The organism is Pseudomonas sp. BF-R-01 (genome assembly GCF_019946615.1).
GTDB classification, from domain to species: domain Bacteria; phylum Pseudomonadota; class Gammaproteobacteria; order Pseudomonadales; family Pseudomonadaceae; genus Aquipseudomonas; species Aquipseudomonas migulae.
This window is the reverse complement of sequence record NZ_JAGYFX010000127.1, coordinates 1-15,496: the sequence shown is the minus strand read 5'-3', so window position 1 is coordinate 15,496 and position 15,496 is coordinate 1. Positions and strand designations below refer to the sequence as shown.

Annotated in this window: 13 protein-coding genes and 1 riboswitch; of the genes, 7 read left to right on the top strand and 6 right to left on the bottom strand. The window is 60.0% G+C overall.

Annotation, left to right across the window (positions count from 1 at the left end; genetic code table 11):
* Positions 1 to 107 precede the first annotated feature (107 nt).
* Positions 108 to 1,373, top strand: coding sequence for a cation:proton antiporter (locus KGB27_RS28115; RefSeq protein ID WP_207284864.1), 1,266 nt, complete (start codon positions 108 to 110; stop codon positions 1,371 to 1,373).
* Here the strand turns inward: KGB27_RS28115 and KGB27_RS28110 are convergent, their stop codons facing one another.
* Positions 1,374 to 2,255, bottom strand: a complete 882-nt coding sequence (locus KGB27_RS28110; RefSeq protein WP_223557155.1) for a formate/nitrite transporter family protein — start codon at positions 2,253 to 2,255, stop codon at positions 1,374 to 1,376. It abuts the gene before it with no gap.
* Between the two features lie 182 nt (positions 2,256 to 2,437).
* On the bottom strand, positions 2,438 to 2,830 hold the full coding sequence (locus KGB27_RS28105) for an acyl-CoA thioesterase (RefSeq protein WP_008033312.1): 393 nt from the start codon (positions 2,828 to 2,830) through the stop codon (positions 2,438 to 2,440).
* A 198-nt stretch (positions 2,831 to 3,028) separates the two neighbouring features.
* A riboswitch (S-adenosyl-L-homocysteine riboswitch) is annotated at positions 3,029 to 3,127 on the top strand.
* 23 nt (positions 3,128 to 3,150) lie between these two features.
* Between KGB27_RS28105 and ahcY the strand changes: the two genes are divergently transcribed.
* From ahcY to KGB27_RS28085, 4 genes are all read left to right on the top strand, one after another.
* Positions 3,151 to 4,560, top strand: a complete 1,410-nt coding sequence (ahcY, locus tag KGB27_RS28100; RefSeq protein WP_008045025.1) for an adenosylhomocysteinase — start codon at positions 3,151 to 3,153, stop codon at positions 4,558 to 4,560.
* A 191-nt stretch (positions 4,561 to 4,751) separates the two neighbouring features.
* Entirely contained in the window at positions 4,752 to 5,597 is an 846-nt protein-coding gene (gene metF / locus KGB27_RS28095) for a methylenetetrahydrofolate reductase [NAD(P)H] (RefSeq protein WP_223557153.1), read from the top strand.
* A 196-nt stretch (positions 5,598 to 5,793) separates the two neighbouring features.
* On the top strand, positions 5,794 to 6,609 hold the full coding sequence (locus KGB27_RS28090) for a substrate-binding periplasmic protein (protein WP_223452594.1): 816 nt from the start codon (positions 5,794 to 5,796) through the stop codon (positions 6,607 to 6,609).
* A gap of 222 nt (positions 6,610 to 6,831) precedes the next feature.
* Complete coding sequence (locus KGB27_RS28085) at positions 6,832 to 8,706, top strand: DEAD/DEAH box helicase (protein WP_008045030.1); 1,875 nt, start codon at positions 6,832 to 6,834, stop codon at positions 8,704 to 8,706.
* A gap of 238 nt (positions 8,707 to 8,944) precedes the next feature.
* Here the strand turns inward: KGB27_RS28085 and KGB27_RS28080 are convergent, their stop codons facing one another.
* The 3 genes from KGB27_RS28080 to KGB27_RS28070 form a co-directional block, all read right to left on the bottom strand.
* Positions 8,945 to 9,541, bottom strand: coding sequence for a YceI family protein (locus KGB27_RS28080; RefSeq protein WP_008033318.1), 597 nt, complete (start codon positions 9,539 to 9,541; stop codon positions 8,945 to 8,947).
* A gap of 32 nt (positions 9,542 to 9,573) precedes the next feature.
* Entirely contained in the window at positions 9,574 to 10,125 is a 552-nt protein-coding gene (locus tag KGB27_RS28075) for a cytochrome b (RefSeq protein WP_008033319.1), read from the bottom strand.
* 252 nt (positions 10,126 to 10,377) lie between these two features.
* Positions 10,378 to 12,144: a flavin monoamine oxidase family protein gene (locus KGB27_RS28070; protein ID WP_223557150.1), complete on the bottom strand. Its 1,767-nt coding sequence runs from the start codon at positions 12,142 to 12,144 to the stop codon at positions 10,378 to 10,380.
* Positions 12,145 to 12,367: 223 nt separating this feature from the next.
* On the opposite strand from KGB27_RS28070, the gene KGB27_RS28065 reads away from it, so the two are divergent.
* Positions 12,368 to 13,774, top strand: a complete 1,407-nt coding sequence (locus tag KGB27_RS28065) for an adenosylmethionine--8-amino-7-oxononanoate transaminase (protein ID WP_008045039.1) — start codon at positions 12,368 to 12,370, stop codon at positions 13,772 to 13,774.
* Between the two features lie 140 nt (positions 13,775 to 13,914).
* A complete protein-coding gene (locus KGB27_RS28060; protein ID WP_008045041.1) occupies positions 13,915 to 14,634 on the top strand; it encodes a 16S rRNA (uracil(1498)-N(3))-methyltransferase in 720 nt (239 codons plus the stop codon).
* A 94-nt stretch (positions 14,635 to 14,728) separates the two neighbouring features.
* Here KGB27_RS28060 and trhA read toward each other — a convergent pair whose 3' ends face one another.
* A complete protein-coding gene (trhA, locus tag KGB27_RS28055) occupies positions 14,729 to 15,346 on the bottom strand; it encodes a PAQR family membrane homeostasis protein TrhA (protein ID WP_008033324.1) in 618 nt (205 codons plus the stop codon).
* Positions 15,347 to 15,496: the final 150 nt, after the last annotated feature.

Here is a 15,496-nt window from a genome sequence, read left to right as displayed (position 1 = left end):
CTCCTACAGGATCGCGCAGATCCTGTAGGAGCGAGGCTTGCCCGCGAAGAAGCCGACTCGGTGCACCTACCTGAAAACTAATCTTTCCCCTCATCCAAGGACCCCGGATGCTTGAACTTGTCGCTGCGTTTATCTGCCTCACTTCCCTGCTCACCTACGTGAATTTCCGCTTCATCGGCCTGCCCCCGACCATCGGCGTCATGGTCACCGCGCTGATGTTTTCCCTGCTGTTGCAGGGCCTGAGTTTCCTCGGTTACCCCGGCCTCGAAGAGCGTGTGCAACAGCTGATCGGCCAGATCGATTTCGGTGATCTGCTGATGAACTGGATGCTGTCCTTTCTGCTGTTCGCCGGTGCGCTGCACGTCAATCTCAATGACTTGCGCAGTTATCGCTGGCCCATCGGCCTGCTCGCAACATTTGGTGTATTGATCGCCACCGCCGTGATCGGCAGCCTCGCGTATTACATCTTTGCCCTGTTCGGCTGGCATGTGAGTTTTCTGTACTGCCTGCTGTTCGGCGCGCTGATTTCCCCGACCGACCCCATCGCGGTACTCGGCGTGCTGCGGACCGCCAACGCGTCCAAACCGCTGAAAACCACGATTGTCGGCGAATCGCTGTTCAACGATGGCACCGCGGTAGTGGTGTTCACCGTGCTGCTGGGTATCGCGCAACTCGGTGAAACCCCGACCGTAGGCGCCACGGCCCTGCTGTTTGCACACGAAGCAATTGGCGGTGTGCTGTTTGGTGGGCTGATTGGCTACCTGGTGTATCTGATGATCAAGAGCATCGAGCAGCATCAGATCGAAGTCATGCTGACCCTGGCACTGGTGATCGGCGGCTCGGCCATGGCGTCGGAGCTGCATGTTTCCGCACCGATCGCGATGGTGGTCGCCGGCCTGATCATCGGCAATCTGGGGCGCAACCTGGCGATGAACGACATGACCCGAAAGTACCTGGACGGTTTCTGGGAGCTGCTCGACGACATGCTCAACGCCCTGCTGTTTGCCCTGATCGGCATGGAGCTGTTGCTGCTGCCGTTCAACTGGCTGCACGTGCTGGCGGCAAGTTTGCTGGCCCTGGCCATTCTGCTCTCGCGCCTGTTGACCGTGGCACCGGCCATCCTCCTGCTGCGACGCTGGCGCACAGTGCCGCGCGGAACGATCCGGATTCTGACCTGGGGTGGTTTGCGCGGTGGTGTTTCGGTAGCGCTCGCCCTGGCGCTGCCATTGGGCCCGGAGCGTGATTTGCTGCTGAGCATCACCTACATCGTGGTGTTGTCGTCGATCCTGTTGCAGGGCTTGAGCATCGGCAAACTGGTCAAGCACGTGACCCGGGATGAGCCTGCGCCAGCGGCACAGGCCGGGCATCACTGATTACTTTTTGACCTTCTGCGGGTCGGGTTGCCGATCCGCAGACTGCTTCGGCGGCCCGCTTTCGCTGCGAATCTGCGCATGGCTCAACAGCGCAAAGATAAAGCTGCCACCGATGATGTTCCCCGCCAGCGTGGGACCTGCGAACACCAGCCAGAAATCCTTCCACGGCAACTCGCCGGCAAACACCAGATACGACACCTCGGCCGAACCGACGACGATGTGGGTGAAATCCCCCAGCGCCATGAGGTAGGTGATGAGGATGATGATCCACATCTTGGCGCTCTCCATGGACGGGATCATCCAGACCATGGTGGCGATCATCCAGCCCGACACAATGCCTTTGGCGAACATCTTGCTCGCGTCGTTCTCCATGACCTTGCGCCCGATATCGAGGAAGGCCAGGTCGGTCCTGGTGTCGAAAATCGGCAGGTGCAACATCACATACGCGACCAGCAAGGTGCCGCAAAGGTTGCCCACCAGCACCACCGACCACAGCCGCAACAACCGGCCGAAATTGTTCAGAGTGGGTTTGGTCATGACCGGCAGCACCGCCGTCAGGGTGTTCTCGGTGAACAATTGCTGGCGGGCGAGGATGACCGCAAGGAACCCGGCGCAGTAACCGAAACTGGCAATCACCTTGAAGTGTTCGTCGTCCGGCAGGCGCGAGTTGAGCAACCCCATGGCCATCAGCGACAGGCCCATGGTCAGACCGGCGGCGAGCGCCGACCACCATAGCGCGGCGACGCTGCGTTCGAGTTCCTGATCGCCCTGGGTGCGGATGATTTCGTGCAATACAGCCGCACGTGGCGGCTGGCTTTTTTCGACGTCGTGCCGTTCTTCAGCCGAGAGGTTCGGGGTCTTGCCGTCTTTTTGCGCGTCCATAGAGCTCCGGAACCGGTGGCGTGTCATGTAGGTACGACACGCGGGGTTCGGCGCTTGTTCAGTGGCCCCACAAATGAAACCGCATTCTGTAGGAGCCAGCTTGCTGGCGATGGGGTCGACTCGGTTTCTGCGCTGTCGCTGATTACGCTATCGCCAGCAAGCCGGCTCCTACGGTACTCGCATTACTCGTCCTTGAACTGGTCTTTGACGTATTTGATCTCGGTTCGGCCGTGTGGGGCGGGCAGGCCGTCTTCACCGAGGTTGACGAAGACCATCTTCTCCACCGTCAGGATGCTTTTGCGGGTGATCTTGTTGCGCACTTCGCAGGTCAGGGTGATCGAGGTGCGGCCGAACTCGGTGGCGGTGATGCCCAGTTCGATGATGTCGCCCTGGCGCGAGGCGCTGACGAAGTTGATTTCGGAAATGTACTTGGTCACCACGCGCTGATTGCCCAACTGGACGATGGCGTAGATCGCCGCTTCTTCGTCGATCCAGCGCAACAGGCTGCCGCCGAACAGCGTGCCGTTGGGGTTGAGGTCTTCGGGTTTTACCCATTTGCGGGTGTGGAAATTCATATTCACTCCTGAGCGTCTTGCCGAATGATGGGTGCCATCATGGCAGAGCCCGGACTAGAGCTCTATTAAGCATCGTCTATGGTCACGATTACCGTTCGGACATTGACCGACAGAAACGCTTTGGAAGATCAGCATAGCCCGCTATAATCGCCCCCGTTTCAAAACGGTAACGTTCCATTGATACCGTTTTCCCGCCACCTGTCCGAGGGGCGCTGCAGCAGGTTCAACCTGTCAGGCTCGGATGGGGCGTTGACTGGCCACGGCCAGACACTAAACGCACAACGGCGCCCATTCGCATACATTACGAATGGAGGCTCTTCATGAGCGCTGTTATCACGCCTGCAGATTTTAACGATTACAAAGTCGCCGACATGTCCCTGGCTGCCTGGGGCCGTCGCGAAACCATCATCGCTGAATCCGAAATGCCAGCCCTGATGGGTCTGCGCCGCAAGTACGTCGGTGAGCAGCCGCTCAAAGGCGCCAAGATTCTCGGCTGCATCCACATGACCATTCAGACTGCCGTGCTGATCGAAACCCTGGTTGCCCTGGGTGCCGAAGTTCGCTGGTCGTCCTGCAACATTTTCTCGACTCAGGATCAGGCCGCTGCTGCTATCGCCGCTGCTGGCATCCCGGTATTCGCCTGGAAAGGCGAGACTGAAGAAGAGTACGAGTGGTGCCTGGAGCAAACCATCCTGAAAGATGGCGCGCCTTGGGATGCCAACATGATCCTCGACGACGGCGGCGACCTGACCCAGCTGCTGCACGACAAGTACCCACAGGTTCTGGATCGCGTTCACGGCGTGACCGAAGAAACCACCACCGGCGTTCACCGCCTGTTGGACATGCTGGCCAAGGGCGAGCTGAAAATCCCGGCCATCAACGTCAACGACTCGGTGACCAAGTCCAAGAACGACAACAAGTACGGCTGCCGTCACAGCCTGAACGATGCGATCAAGCGTGGCACCGACCACCTGCTGTCCGGCAAGCAAGCGCTGGTCATCGGTTACGGCGACGTGGGCAAGGGCTCCGCTCAGTCCCTGCGTCAGGAAGGCATGATCGTTAAAGTCTCCGAAGTCGACCCGATCTGCGCCATGCAAGCCTGCATGGACGGTTTCGAACTGGTTTCGCCGTTCATCGACGGTATCAACACCGGTACCGAAGCAAGCATCGACAAAGCGCTGCTGGGCAAGATCGACCTGATCGTGACCACCACCGGTAACGTCAATGTTTGCGATGCGAACATGCTCAAAGCCCTGAAGAAGCGCGCTGTTGTCTGCAACATCGGCCACTTCGACAACGAAATCGACACCGCTTTCATGCGCAAGAACTGGGCATGGGAAGAAGTGAAGCCACAGGTTCACAAAATCCACCGTACCGGCCCTGGCGCATTCGATGCCCAGAACGACGACTACCTGATCCTGCTGGCCGAAGGCCGTCTGGTTAACCTGGGTAACGCCACCGGTCACCCAAGCCGCATCATGGACGGTTCGTTCGCCAACCAGGTTCTGGCGCAGATCTTCCTGTTCGGCCAGAAGTACGCCGACCTGTCGCCAGCCCAGAAAGCCGAGCGCCTGACTGTTGAAGTACTGCCGAAGAAACTCGACGAAGAAGTGGCCCTGGAAATGGTCCGCGGTTTCGGCGGCGTCGTGACTCAACTGACCAAGACCCAGGCCGACTACATCGGCGTGACTGTCGAAGGTCCGTTCAAGCCGCACGCTTACCGCTACTGATTCGACCTGCTGTCCGCTCCCCATGGGAGCGGACTTAAGCAGAAACCACGCTCCCCTGTAGGAGCGAAGCTTGCTCGCGAAAGCATCACCGCGTTGTTTCTGAAGCACCGTGTTGTTGCTTTCGCGAGCAAGCTTCGCTCCTACAGTAAACGTGGCGACTGCAAGGCTTACGCGTTTCCAAGGATATGACCATGTCCCAAGACCGTCGCTACAGCTTCGAGTTCTTCCCTACGAAGACCGACGCTGGGCATGAAAAGCTGCTCGCCACTGCTCGTCAGCTGGCCACGTACAACCCCGATTTCTTCTCCTGCACCTATGGCGCTGGCGGTTCGACCCGTGATCGAACCCTCAACACCGTGTTGCAGCTCGAAAGCGAAGTCAAAGTCCCTGCCGCACCGCATCTGTCCTGCGTAGGCGACAGCAAGGACGACTTGCGCGGCCTGCTGACGCAATACAAGGCTGCCGGCATCAAGCGCATCGTTGCCCTGCGCGGTGACCTGCCTTCGGGCATGGGCATGGCCAGCGGCGAAATGCGCCACGCCAACGACCTGGTCCAATTCATTCGTGAAGAGACCGGTGATCATTTCCACATCGAAGTCGCCGCTTACCCGGAAATGCATCCGCAAGCGCGCAATTTCGAAGACGATCTGACCAACTTCGTGCGCAAAGCCAACGCTGGCGCCGACAGCGCGATCACCCAGTACTTCTTCAACGCCGACAGCTATTTCTACTTCGTCGAGCGTGTACGGGCGATGGGCGTGAACATCCCGATCGTGCCGGGCATCATGCCGATCACCAACTACAGCAAGCTGGCGCGCTTCTCCGATGCCTGCGGTGCGGAAATCCCGCGCTGGATCCGCAAGCAACTGGAAGCCTACGGCGACGACACCCAGAGCATTCAAGGCTTTGGTGAACAGGTCATCACCGAAATGTGCGAACGCCTGCTGCAAGGTGGCGCGCCAGGGCTGCACTTCTACACACTGAACCAGGCTGAAGCGAGTCTGGCGGTGTGGAACAACCTGAAGTTGCCGCGCTGATAAACGTTTAAAGCAAGATCAAAAGATCGCAGCCTTCGGCCACTCCTACATTCGGGCATGTTTAATCCCTGTAGGAGCGGTCGAAGGCTGCGATTTTTTGCTTTCTACGTACTTTTATTGTGATGCAACACACGGAGATAGAGCATCTGCAGTCGGTTTCTGGCTCTTTCCCGTTTCTCGTCGTAATCTCAAGCCCATGCCTTTGATCCCACAGTTAATTGCCGTGCTGGTTTTCACTTGCCTGAGCTTCGCCGCTCGGGGCGAGAAGCTACGCATTGTCACTGAACCGTGGGCGCCTTATGTCTACGAGGAAAACGGCAAATCACTGGGCCTGGACTACGAAACCACGGCCATCGTCTTCAAGCGCCTGGGGATCGAAGTCGAGTGGCAGTTCCTGCCGTGGAAACGCTGCCTGTCGATGCTTGAAACCGGCCAGGCCGATGGCGCGCTGGACATTTTTCACAGCGACGAGCGCGAGGCGACCCTGCTCTACCCCAGCGAACCACTCTCGGAAGTCCAGTTCGTGCTGTTCTACGCCAACGAACGCCCGCATCCATTTAGCACCCTCGACGACCTGAAAGGCCTGACGATAGGCACCTCGCCGGGCTATCTGTACAGCCCGGACTTCCGTGAATCGACGCTGTTCACGCGCGAACCGGCGCCCACCCATGAAGCCAACTTCGGCAAACTGGTGCGCGGCAGGATCGACCTGCTGATCACCGACCGCCGGGTGGGCCAGCATTTGCTCGACGAATTGAATATCCGCGACCAGATCAGCGAAAACCCGACCGTCATCAGCCAGCAGAGCCAGTTCCTGGCAGTGCGCCGCAACGCGGGCATGGATTTGCTGGTGCAGCGCTTCGGCGCCGAGCTCAAACGATTCAAGCGCGAACCCGCGTACGCCGAACTGAGCGCCCGTTATGGCGCCGATCCGGCCACCAGCACGAAAACTGCCGGGGCCACCGCTGCCCGCGAAAAAACCGTTGAGCAGCAGGAAAGCGGCGCGCAGTGATTGCTCTGTTATACTCCGGCCTTCCCGCCAGGCTCACGCCCGGACGCTCGGACTTGTTCAAGGCATCTCGACCCCGCTACAGCGCAGCTTTTCAGCCCGCGCGAGCGCTCCAGACGAGCCTTCGAGGCCCAGCAGGACCGGACGGGATTGCGTCCTCTTAAACGCCATTCGCGCCAGGCAAGACTCCCATTGGGCCAAGCCCTAACTAAAACAGGATTACTCATGTCCTTTGCTTCCCTCGGTCTCTCCGAGGCTTTAGTCCGCGCCATCGAGGCAGCGGGCTATACCGAGCCTACTCCGGTGCAACAGCGGGCCATTCCCGCCGTGTTGCAAGGTCGCGACCTGATGGTTGCGGCTCAGACAGGTACTGGCAAAACCGGTGGCTTCGCCCTTCCGATCCTGGAGCGGTTGTTCCCTAACGGTCACCCGGACAAATCCCAGCGTCATGGCCCGCGCCAACCGCGCGTACTGGTCCTGACCCCTACCCGCGAACTCGCGGCTCAAGTACACGAGAGCTTCAAGGTCTATGCCCGTGACCTGAAGTTCGTCAGCGCCTGCATCTTCGGCGGCGTCGGCATGAACCCACAGGTTCAGGCCATGTCCCGTGGCGTTGACGTGCTGGTGGCCTGCCCTGGCCGCCTGCTCGACCTCGCCGGCCAAGGCAGCGTCGATTTGTCACACGTGGAAATCCTCGTGCTGGACGAAGCCGACCGCATGCTCGACATGGGCTTTGTCCATGACGTGAAGAAGGTCCTGGCCCGCCTCCCGGCCAAGCGTCAGAACCTGCTGTTCTCGGCGACGTTCTCCAAGGACATCACCGACCTCGCCGGCAAGCTGCTGCACAACCCGGAACGCATCGAAGTGACGCCGCCGAACACCACGGTCGAGCGTATCGAGCAACGGGTTTTCCGCCTGCCAGCCAACCACAAGCGTTCGCTGCTGGCGCACCTGATCACCGCGGGCGCCTGGGAACAGGTGCTGGTGTTCACCCGCACCAAGCACGGCGCCAACCGCCTGGCCGAATACCTGGATAAACATGGCCTCAGCGCCGTCGCCATCCACGGTAATAAGAGCCAGAACGCTCGCACCAAAGCCCTGGCCGACTTCAAGGCCGGCGAAGTGCGCATCCTGGTCGCTACCGACATCGCTGCACGCGGCCTCGACATCGACCAGTTGCCACACGTGGTCAACTTCGAACTGCCGAACGTCGACGAAGATTACGTGCACCGTATCGGCCGTACTGGCCGTGCCGGTCGTTCGGGCGAGGCGATCTCGCTGGTGGCTCCGGACGAAGAAAAACTGCTGAAAAGCATCGAACGCATGACCAAGCAGAAAATCGCCGACGGCGACCTGATGGGCTTCGATTCCAGCGCCGTGGAAGCCGAGAAGCCGGAAGTGCGCGAGCGTCCGGATGTGCGTAACCCGCGCAACCCACGTGGCCCGCGCGGCGACGGTCCGAACGGCAGCGGCGGTGGCGGCGGTCGTAAGGACAAGGGCAAGGACAAGGGCGGCAAGGAAAAACCGGCGGCCAGCGGCCGTGGCGAGCGCCCGGCACGTGAGCAGAAACCACGCGAAGGCACGCCTGCCCGCGAGCAACAGCGCCCGGCGCCACGCGCTGCCGCTGATCGCGCTCCGGACGAGTTCCTGGACGACGATATCGATAACTTCGGTAACCGCGTCGACTACGTGCCTCAAGCCAAACCGGCCCAGGGCCGTGGCCGCCGTCCGGGTGCTCCGGCACAAGGCACGGCCGCTGGCGCAGGTGCTCCACGCACCGGCGGCAAGCCTCAGGGTCGCCAAAGCGGTCCACGCAGCAGCGACGGCGCCACCACTGGCACGCCGCCAGCCAAGCGCAGCGGTCCACGCAACGGTGCACCACGTGACGGTCAGGCCCGTCGCGAAGAAGGCCGCAACCGTCGCCCGGCACGTGACGAGCAGTCACGCTCGGAACCAGCCGTGCAAAACCCGCGTGGCCCGGCTCCGAAGATCATTCACAAGGAGTCGAAAACCGATCGTTTCCCGACACCTGAACAGCTTGATCAATTGCCAGGCCGTCCGCGTGGTGAAAAACCGGCGTTGCTGACTCGCAACCGCTGAGTTTTACCCAGCCATGAAAAATGCCCCTGATCTCACGATCCGGGGCATTTTTTTATGCTCTTCGTAGGAGCGAGGCTTGCCCGCGAAGGGGTCAACCGGATTTCTGTGGTGAGGCCGCTGGCGCTTTCGCGGGCAAGCCTCGCTCCTACAGGATTCGTGGTGCGACGCAGATTACGCTTGGCAATAAAAAACGCCCCCGATCGCGAGATCGGGGGCGTTTTTGTGTCAGGCGCGAAAATTACTTCGCTTTGACACCTTCAAACGTTACGTACAGTTCAACCGCGTCGGACGCTGGGCCCAGGTCTTTCTGCTTGCCGAAATCGGAACGCTTGAGGTTGGTGGTGCCTTCGAAGCCGGCACGGTAGCCGCCCCATGGATCCTTGCCTTCACCCAGGAAAGTCGCCTTGACCACGACTGGCTTGGTCACGCCAGCGATGGTCAGATCACCCGCCACGTCCGCAGTGTCTTTGCCAGCGGCGTTTTTGCCGGTGGATTTGACGCTGGTGGAAACGAAGGTGGCTTTAGCGAATTTGCTCGCGTTCAGGAAATCACCGCTGGCGATGTGCTTGTCACGTTCGGCGTTGTTGGTGAAGACGCTGGCGGTGTTCACATTGAACTCGATCTTGGCGTCTTCAGGCTTGGCAGCGTCGAAGCTGAACTTGCCGTCGATATCCTTGAAGGTACCGGTGATGAAGCTGTAGCCCAGGTGGCTGATCTTGAAGTCAACGAAGGCGTGCTGGCCTTCCTTGTCGACGACATAATCAGCTGCCATTACGTTACCGGCGGACAGCAGAGCGGAACCGATTGCCAAAGCGGCGAGGGTCTTTTTCAACATGCTTTCTATTCCTTTGGAGTCGAGGTTGAACTTCAGGCTTTGCGACCCAGCATTCGAGTAAGGGTCGCATCACGATCGATAAAGTGGTGCTTCAATGCTGCCAACGCATGGAGACCGGAAAAAATTACCAGCACCCATGCCAGATACAGATGAATCTCACCGGCGGTGTCTGCCTGGTCCGGTAGTCCGGAAACCAGTGCAGGAACTTCGAACAGGCCAAACACCGGAATCCCGACACCATCTGCGGTGGAAATCAGGTAACCGGCAATCATCACAGCAAACAGACCCAGGTACAGGAACGAATGGCCAAACTTCGCGCCCATGCGCGTCAGCCGGCCATAGCTTTCCAGCGTTGGCGGTGGTGGGCTGATAAAGCGCCACAGCACCCGAAGCACCATCACGGCCAGCAACACCAGGCCAATGCTCTTGTGCAGCTCCGGCGCATCTTTGCGCCAGGTGCTGTAGTAGTCGAGATCGACCATCCACAGGCCCAACGCAAACAGACCGAAGACCGCCAGCGCCACGCCCCAGTGCATGAAGATGCTGACCCAACCGTAGCGGGAAGAAGAGTTACGTAGCTGCATGCCCAAATCCTGTGAGAATTGCGACCAAGACTATCGAGTTATCTATCGAATTAAAGCGGAAAATTTCGCTTTGAAATATCGAGAAATACGATCAAGAGTCTGAAATCGGTGAGTTAAGGAAAGATTAACGACCAATGTATGAAAAAAAATGACGTCCAGATCAAGAACACCAATGCCATGAGATTTATTCAATTCTTTTCTTCAGGCATAAAAAAACGCGGCATTTACGCCGCGTTTCTTTAATCCAGACGGTTACTGCGCTTTGGTATCGGCTACCGGGGTCGCAGCAGGTTTGGCTGCTGGTTTCTTCGCCGCTTCAGCTTTCTTTGCCGCCGATTTGACCGGAGCCTTTTTGGTTTCGGCCGCAGGCTTTTTCGCCGGCGCCTTGGCCGCAGCCTTCTTGGCCGGCTCGGCTTTCACCGGGGCGGCAGGTTTCGGCGCTTCCACTGGCGCAGGGACCGGGGCTGGTACCGGTGCCGGTGCCGGGGCTGGCGGTGTGACTGGCTCTGGCGCTTTCACGGGTTCCGGCTTCTTGTCGTCTTCCGAGGAACCACCGAACAGGTTGCTGAAGAAGTTGCCTTTCTTCGCCGCCACTGCGCCGGCTGCAGCAGCAGTCGCTGCCGGAACAACCTTCGCCGGTTCAAACGACTTGCCGGCCGCCAGGTCTTCAACCTGACCGGCTGCACGCTGACCGGTGCGCAACGCGCCTTCCAGAGTGCCCGGGTACAAGGTGTCGGTGTGTTCGCCAGCGAACGCTACGCGTTGCAGCGGACGTTCCCACAGGCGCCAGAACTTGCTGATCTGGCCCGGACCGAAGGCCAGGTAAGCGCCGCCCATCGACGGGTCGGTGCTGTAGCGACGGATTTCATAACCGGTGAACGAACCGCGCGCCTGTGGATAAAACGTGTGCAAGCGAATCAGCACCTGATCGGCCATCTGCTTGTCGCCGAAGGCCTGCATCACTCGTGCGTTGTCGCCGGACAGGTTGATTACCACGTTGGCGCCACCCTTCAGCGCCGGCTCGACCCACAACATGCCCAGGCCGGTGTTGCTGTAGATCTCGCCGGACATGCGCGCCTTGCTTTCCCAGACCGGCGTCTTGAACTTCAGCATGATCTGGTCGCGCCAACCGTAGTTGGTGCCTTTGATCGCGCCCATGTGCTGGGCATCCAGCGCCGGGGTCATCACGATTTTGTTGAGGGCGCGCAACGGCACCGCGACCACGACGTAGTCAGCCTGATAGCCGACGCTGCCGACCTTGACGGTCACGCCGTCCTTGTCCTGGGTGATGGACGAGACCGGGGAACTGGTCTTGATGGTTTTCAGCTGTTTGACGAAGGCTTGTGCCAGCACCGGGCTACCGCCCAGCAGGCGCGAAGCGCGCAGGTCTCGGTCGGACACGCCACGGTAAACCCGGCTCTGTTGTGCGTAGTACAGCAACGACAGGCGCGAAGGTTCGTCATAACGGGTACGAATTTGCTGATTGATCAATTGGCGAGCCGTGGCTGGCAACGTCAAACGGTCGAGCCAGTTGGAGACGTTGATCTGATCCAGGGCATGCAGCGCGCTGGTCGCGGCAGGGTTCAGCGGGTCTTCGATCGAGCGCGCCAGGTCGTCCAGGGTCTTCTCGTAACGCTTGAGCGCGTCAGCGGTAGCCGGCTCTTTGGTGGCCAGGTCAGCGGCGGTGTAATACACGCCATCGATCAGGTAGCTCGGCGTGCGCACGAATTCAGGGGCCGGCGTGGTGCTCAGCTTGAAGGTCGATACGTACTTGTTCAACACCGGCTGAGTCTTGTCGTTGCCGATCCATTCGCTGGTGGCCATGCCGGAACGACCGCCCAGGGTCGGCTTGGCTTCCAGCAGGGTCACCTGCCAGCCTTTGTTCTGCAGTTCGTAGGCCGCCGTCAGGCCCGAGAGCCCGCCGCCGATCACGATCGCCGTTTTATCCTTGGCCAGCGCAGACACGCTGAACAGCCCCAACATCACCAGCGCACAGGCGCGCAGCCAACCAGCAGACATTCAGCGAACTCCGGAAATACACGTAGAAAAAAGCGGTTTTGCGAGTCAGACGACTCAAAGAACCGCGAAGAATACGTTAGCCATCAAAGGGCCGCCAGCGACGTCTATCGCCCTATACAAAGTAGCTCATTCGACACAATGGGTTGTCCCGATGCCACGCATTGCATAGGCTTGCGCGATTGTATGTCCGCGCCTGTCGCGGACCGCCTCGAGGAGACTGGAAATGGGCCTGAATAATCAGTGGATGCAACGCGATCTCGCCGTGTTGTGGCATCCCTGCACCCAGATGAAAGACCACGAACAGCTGCCGCTGATCCCGATCAAGCGCGGTGAAGGCGTGTGGCTGGAAGACTTCGAAGGCAAACGCTACCTCGACGCCGTCAGCTCCTGGTGGGTCAACGTGTTCGGCCACGCCAACCCGCGCATCAACCAGCGCATCAAGGATCAGGTCGATCAGCTGGAACACGTGATCCTCGCCGGTTTCAGCCATCAGCCGGTGATCGAGTTGTCCGAGCGTCTGGTGAAGATGACGCCGGAAGGCCTGACCCGATGCTTCTACGCCGATAACGGTTCGTCCTGCATCGAAGTCGCGCTGAAAATGAGCTTTCACTACTGGCTGAACCGCGGCCAGCCGAACAAGAAGCGCTTCGTCACCCTGACCAACAGCTACCACGGCGAAACCATGGCGGCGATGTCGGTGGGCGATGTGCCGCTGTTCACCGAAACCTACAAGGCGTTGCTGCTGGACACCATCAAGGTGCCGAGCCCCGATTGTTACCTGCGCCCTGAAGGCATGGGCTGGGAAGAACACTCGCGGAACATGTTCGCCGCGATGGAACAGACCCTGGCCGAAAACCACGACACCGTCGCGGCGGTGATCGTCGAGCCGCTGATCCAGGGCGCCGGCGGCATGCGCATGTATCACCCGGTTTACCTGAAACTGCTGCGCGAAGCCTGCGACCGTTATGGCGTGCACCTGATCCACGACGAAATCGCCGTCGGCTTCGGCCGCACCGGAACGATGTTCGCCTGCGAACAGGCCGGCATCCGCCCGGATTTCCTCTGCCTGTCCAAGGCCCTGACCGGCGGTTACCTGCCGCTGGCGGCGTGCGTGACGACGGAAGATGTCTACAGCGCGTTCTACGACGACTACCCGACCTTGCGCGCGTTCCTGCATTCGCACAGCTACACCGGCAATCCGCTGGCGTGCGCGGCGGCGTTGGCGACGCTGGATATCTTCGAAGAAGACAACGTGATCGAGAACAACAAGGCGCTGGCCCAGCGCATGGCCTCCTCCACCGCGCACCTGGCCGATCATCCGAACGTCTCGGAAGTGCGTCAGACCGGCATGGTGCTGGCCATCGAGATGGTCAAGGACAAGGCGACCAAGGAAGCTTATCCGTGGCAGGAACGTCGTGGCTTGAAGGTGTTCCAGCACGCGCTGGAACGCGGTGCTTTACTTCGACCGCTGGGCAGCGTGGTGTATTTCCTGCCGCCGTACGTGATCACCCCGGAGCAGATCGACTTTCTGGCGGAAGTGGCCAGTGAAGGGATCGACATTGCGACACGCAACAGTGTGAGCGTGTCGGTGCCGCAGGATTTCCACCCCGGTTTCCGCGATCCGGGTTGATTGATCACACACAGCGATCAATGTGGGAGCGAGCCTGCTCGCGATGCTGACGCCGAGGTCTTTCTGATCATCCTCGGTGATGCTATCGCGAGCAGGCTCGCTCCCACAAAGACGACCAACACCTTTTTCAGAGAACCCGCATGAGACTGTCCCGCTTTTTCATCGACGCCCCCCTGAGCACTGGCGAGCACGAGTTGCCCGAGGCCCAGGCCCATTACATCAGCCGCGTGCTGCGCATGGCCGAGGGTGATGCGTTGCAACTGTTCGACGGTTCGGGTCATGAGTTTCGCGCGAAGCTGGTCGAGGTCGGCAAGAAGCGCGTCGTGGTGCAGATCGACGAAAGCTTCGCCGGGCAAATCGAATCGCCGCTGCAGATCCATCTCGGCCAGGGCCTGTCCCGTGGCGAGCGGATGGACTGGGCGATTCAGAAAGCCACCGAACTGGGCGTGACCGAAATCACCCCGATCTTCAGCGACCGCTGTGAAGTCCGCTTGAAGGACGAGCGCGCCGACAAACGCCTGATGCACTGGCGCCAGGTGGCAATCAGCGCGTGCGAGCAATGCGGGCGTTCACGGGTGCCGGTGATTCACCCGCCGGTGTTGTTGGCCGACTGGTTGAAGCAGACTGAGGCGGAGTTGAAGCTGGTGCTGCATCCGGTGGCTGAGCCGTTGGTGAGTCATGCCAAACCGGCGACGCTGGCGTTTCTGATCGGGCCGGAAGGTGGGTTGTCCGATGCTGAGGTTGATCAGGCCAAGGCTGCGGGGTTCCACGCTGCGCGCCTGGGGCCTCGGGTGTTGCGCACCGAGACCGCGCCGGTGGTGGCGTTGGCGGTGGCCCAGCAGTTGTGGGGTGACTTCTAGGACGCCATCGCCGGCAAGCCGGCTCCTACAGGGTTCGTATTCGCAACACATATCCTTGTAGGAGCCGGCTTGCCGGCGATGGCCGCGACGCGGTTTACAGGACGTAAAACATAATCGCCACAAAGTGCAGCAAACTCCCCGCGATCACGAACAAATGCCAGATCCCGTGCGCATGCCGCAACCGATGATCCAGTGCAAAAAAGATAATCCCCACGGTGTACAAAATCCCGCCCGAGGCCAGCCAGGCAAACCCGGCCGTGCCCAACGCCGCCAATAGCGGCTTGACCGCCACCAGCACGATCCAGCCCATCACCGCGTAAATCACGATCGACAGGATCCGCGCTTCCGAACGCGGCTTGATCTCCTGAAGGATGCCGATCAACGCCAGCCCCCAGACAATCCCGAACAGCGTCCAGCCCCACGGCCCGCGCAGGGTCACCAGGCAAAACGGTGTGTAGCTGCCGGCGATCAACAGGTAGATCGAAAAGTGATCGACCTTCTGCATGATCGCTTTCTTGCGCCCGCGCACGCTGTGGTAAACGGTCGATGCGCTGTAGAGCACCATCAAGGTGAAACCGTAAATCGCCACGCTGACGATCTTCCAAGGGCTGCCGTCCATGCCGGCGATCACCAGCATCCACACCACCCCAACCGTCGCCGCCACCGCCCCGACCAGATGCGTCCAGGCGTTCAATCTTTCCCCGTGGTACATGTGTTGCTCACCTCACAATCCAATGCAGCGTTGCGCAAGGCTCAGGCCTCAAGCGTAAAAGCGCAATGTTTCAAAACTGTAGGAGCCGGCTTGCTGGCGATGGCGGCCTCAAGATCAACGTAAATTTTGAGGCCCAATCGCCAGCAAGCC

Bases quoted from the DNA above. Each gene is read 5' to 3' on its own strand.
- KGB27_RS28075 (WP_008033319.1), bottom strand. From the start codon at position 10,125: ATGCAGCTACGTAACTCTTCTTCCCGCTACGGTTGGGTCAGCATCTTC.
- KGB27_RS28085 (WP_008045030.1), top strand. From the start codon at position 6,832: ATGTCCTTTGCTTCCCTCGGTCTCTCCGAGGCTTTAGTCCGCGCCATC.
- metF (WP_223557153.1), top strand. From the start codon at position 4,752: ATGTCCCAAGACCGTCGCTACAGCTTCGAGTTCTTCCCTACGAAGACC.
- KGB27_RS28115 (WP_207284864.1), top strand. From the start codon at position 108: ATGCTTGAACTTGTCGCTGCGTTTATCTGCCTCACTTCCCTGCTCACC.
- ahcY (WP_008045025.1), top strand. From the start codon at position 3,151: ATGAGCGCTGTTATCACGCCTGCAGATTTTAACGATTACAAAGTCGCC.
- KGB27_RS28070 (WP_223557150.1), bottom strand. From the start codon at position 12,144: ATGTCTGCTGGTTGGCTGCGCGCCTGTGCGCTGGTGATGTTGGGGCTG.
- KGB27_RS28105 (WP_008033312.1), bottom strand. From the start codon at position 2,830: ATGAATTTCCACACCCGCAAATGGGTAAAACCCGAAGACCTCAACCCC.
- trhA (WP_008033324.1), bottom strand. From the start codon at position 15,346: ATGTACCACGGGGAAAGATTGAACGCCTGGACGCATCTGGTCGGGGCG.
- KGB27_RS28090 (WP_223452594.1), top strand. From the start codon at position 5,794: ATGCCTTTGATCCCACAGTTAATTGCCGTGCTGGTTTTCACTTGCCTG.
- KGB27_RS28060 (WP_008045041.1), top strand. From the start codon at position 13,915: ATGAGACTGTCCCGCTTTTTCATCGACGCCCCCCTGAGCACTGGCGAG.
- KGB27_RS28080 (WP_008033318.1), bottom strand. From the start codon at position 9,541: ATGTTGAAAAAGACCCTCGCCGCTTTGGCAATCGGTTCCGCTCTGCTG.
- KGB27_RS28065 (WP_008045039.1), top strand. From the start codon at position 12,368: ATGGGCCTGAATAATCAGTGGATGCAACGCGATCTCGCCGTGTTGTGG.
- KGB27_RS28110 (WP_223557155.1), bottom strand. From the start codon at position 2,255: ATGGACGCGCAAAAAGACGGCAAGACCCCGAACCTCTCGGCTGAAGAA.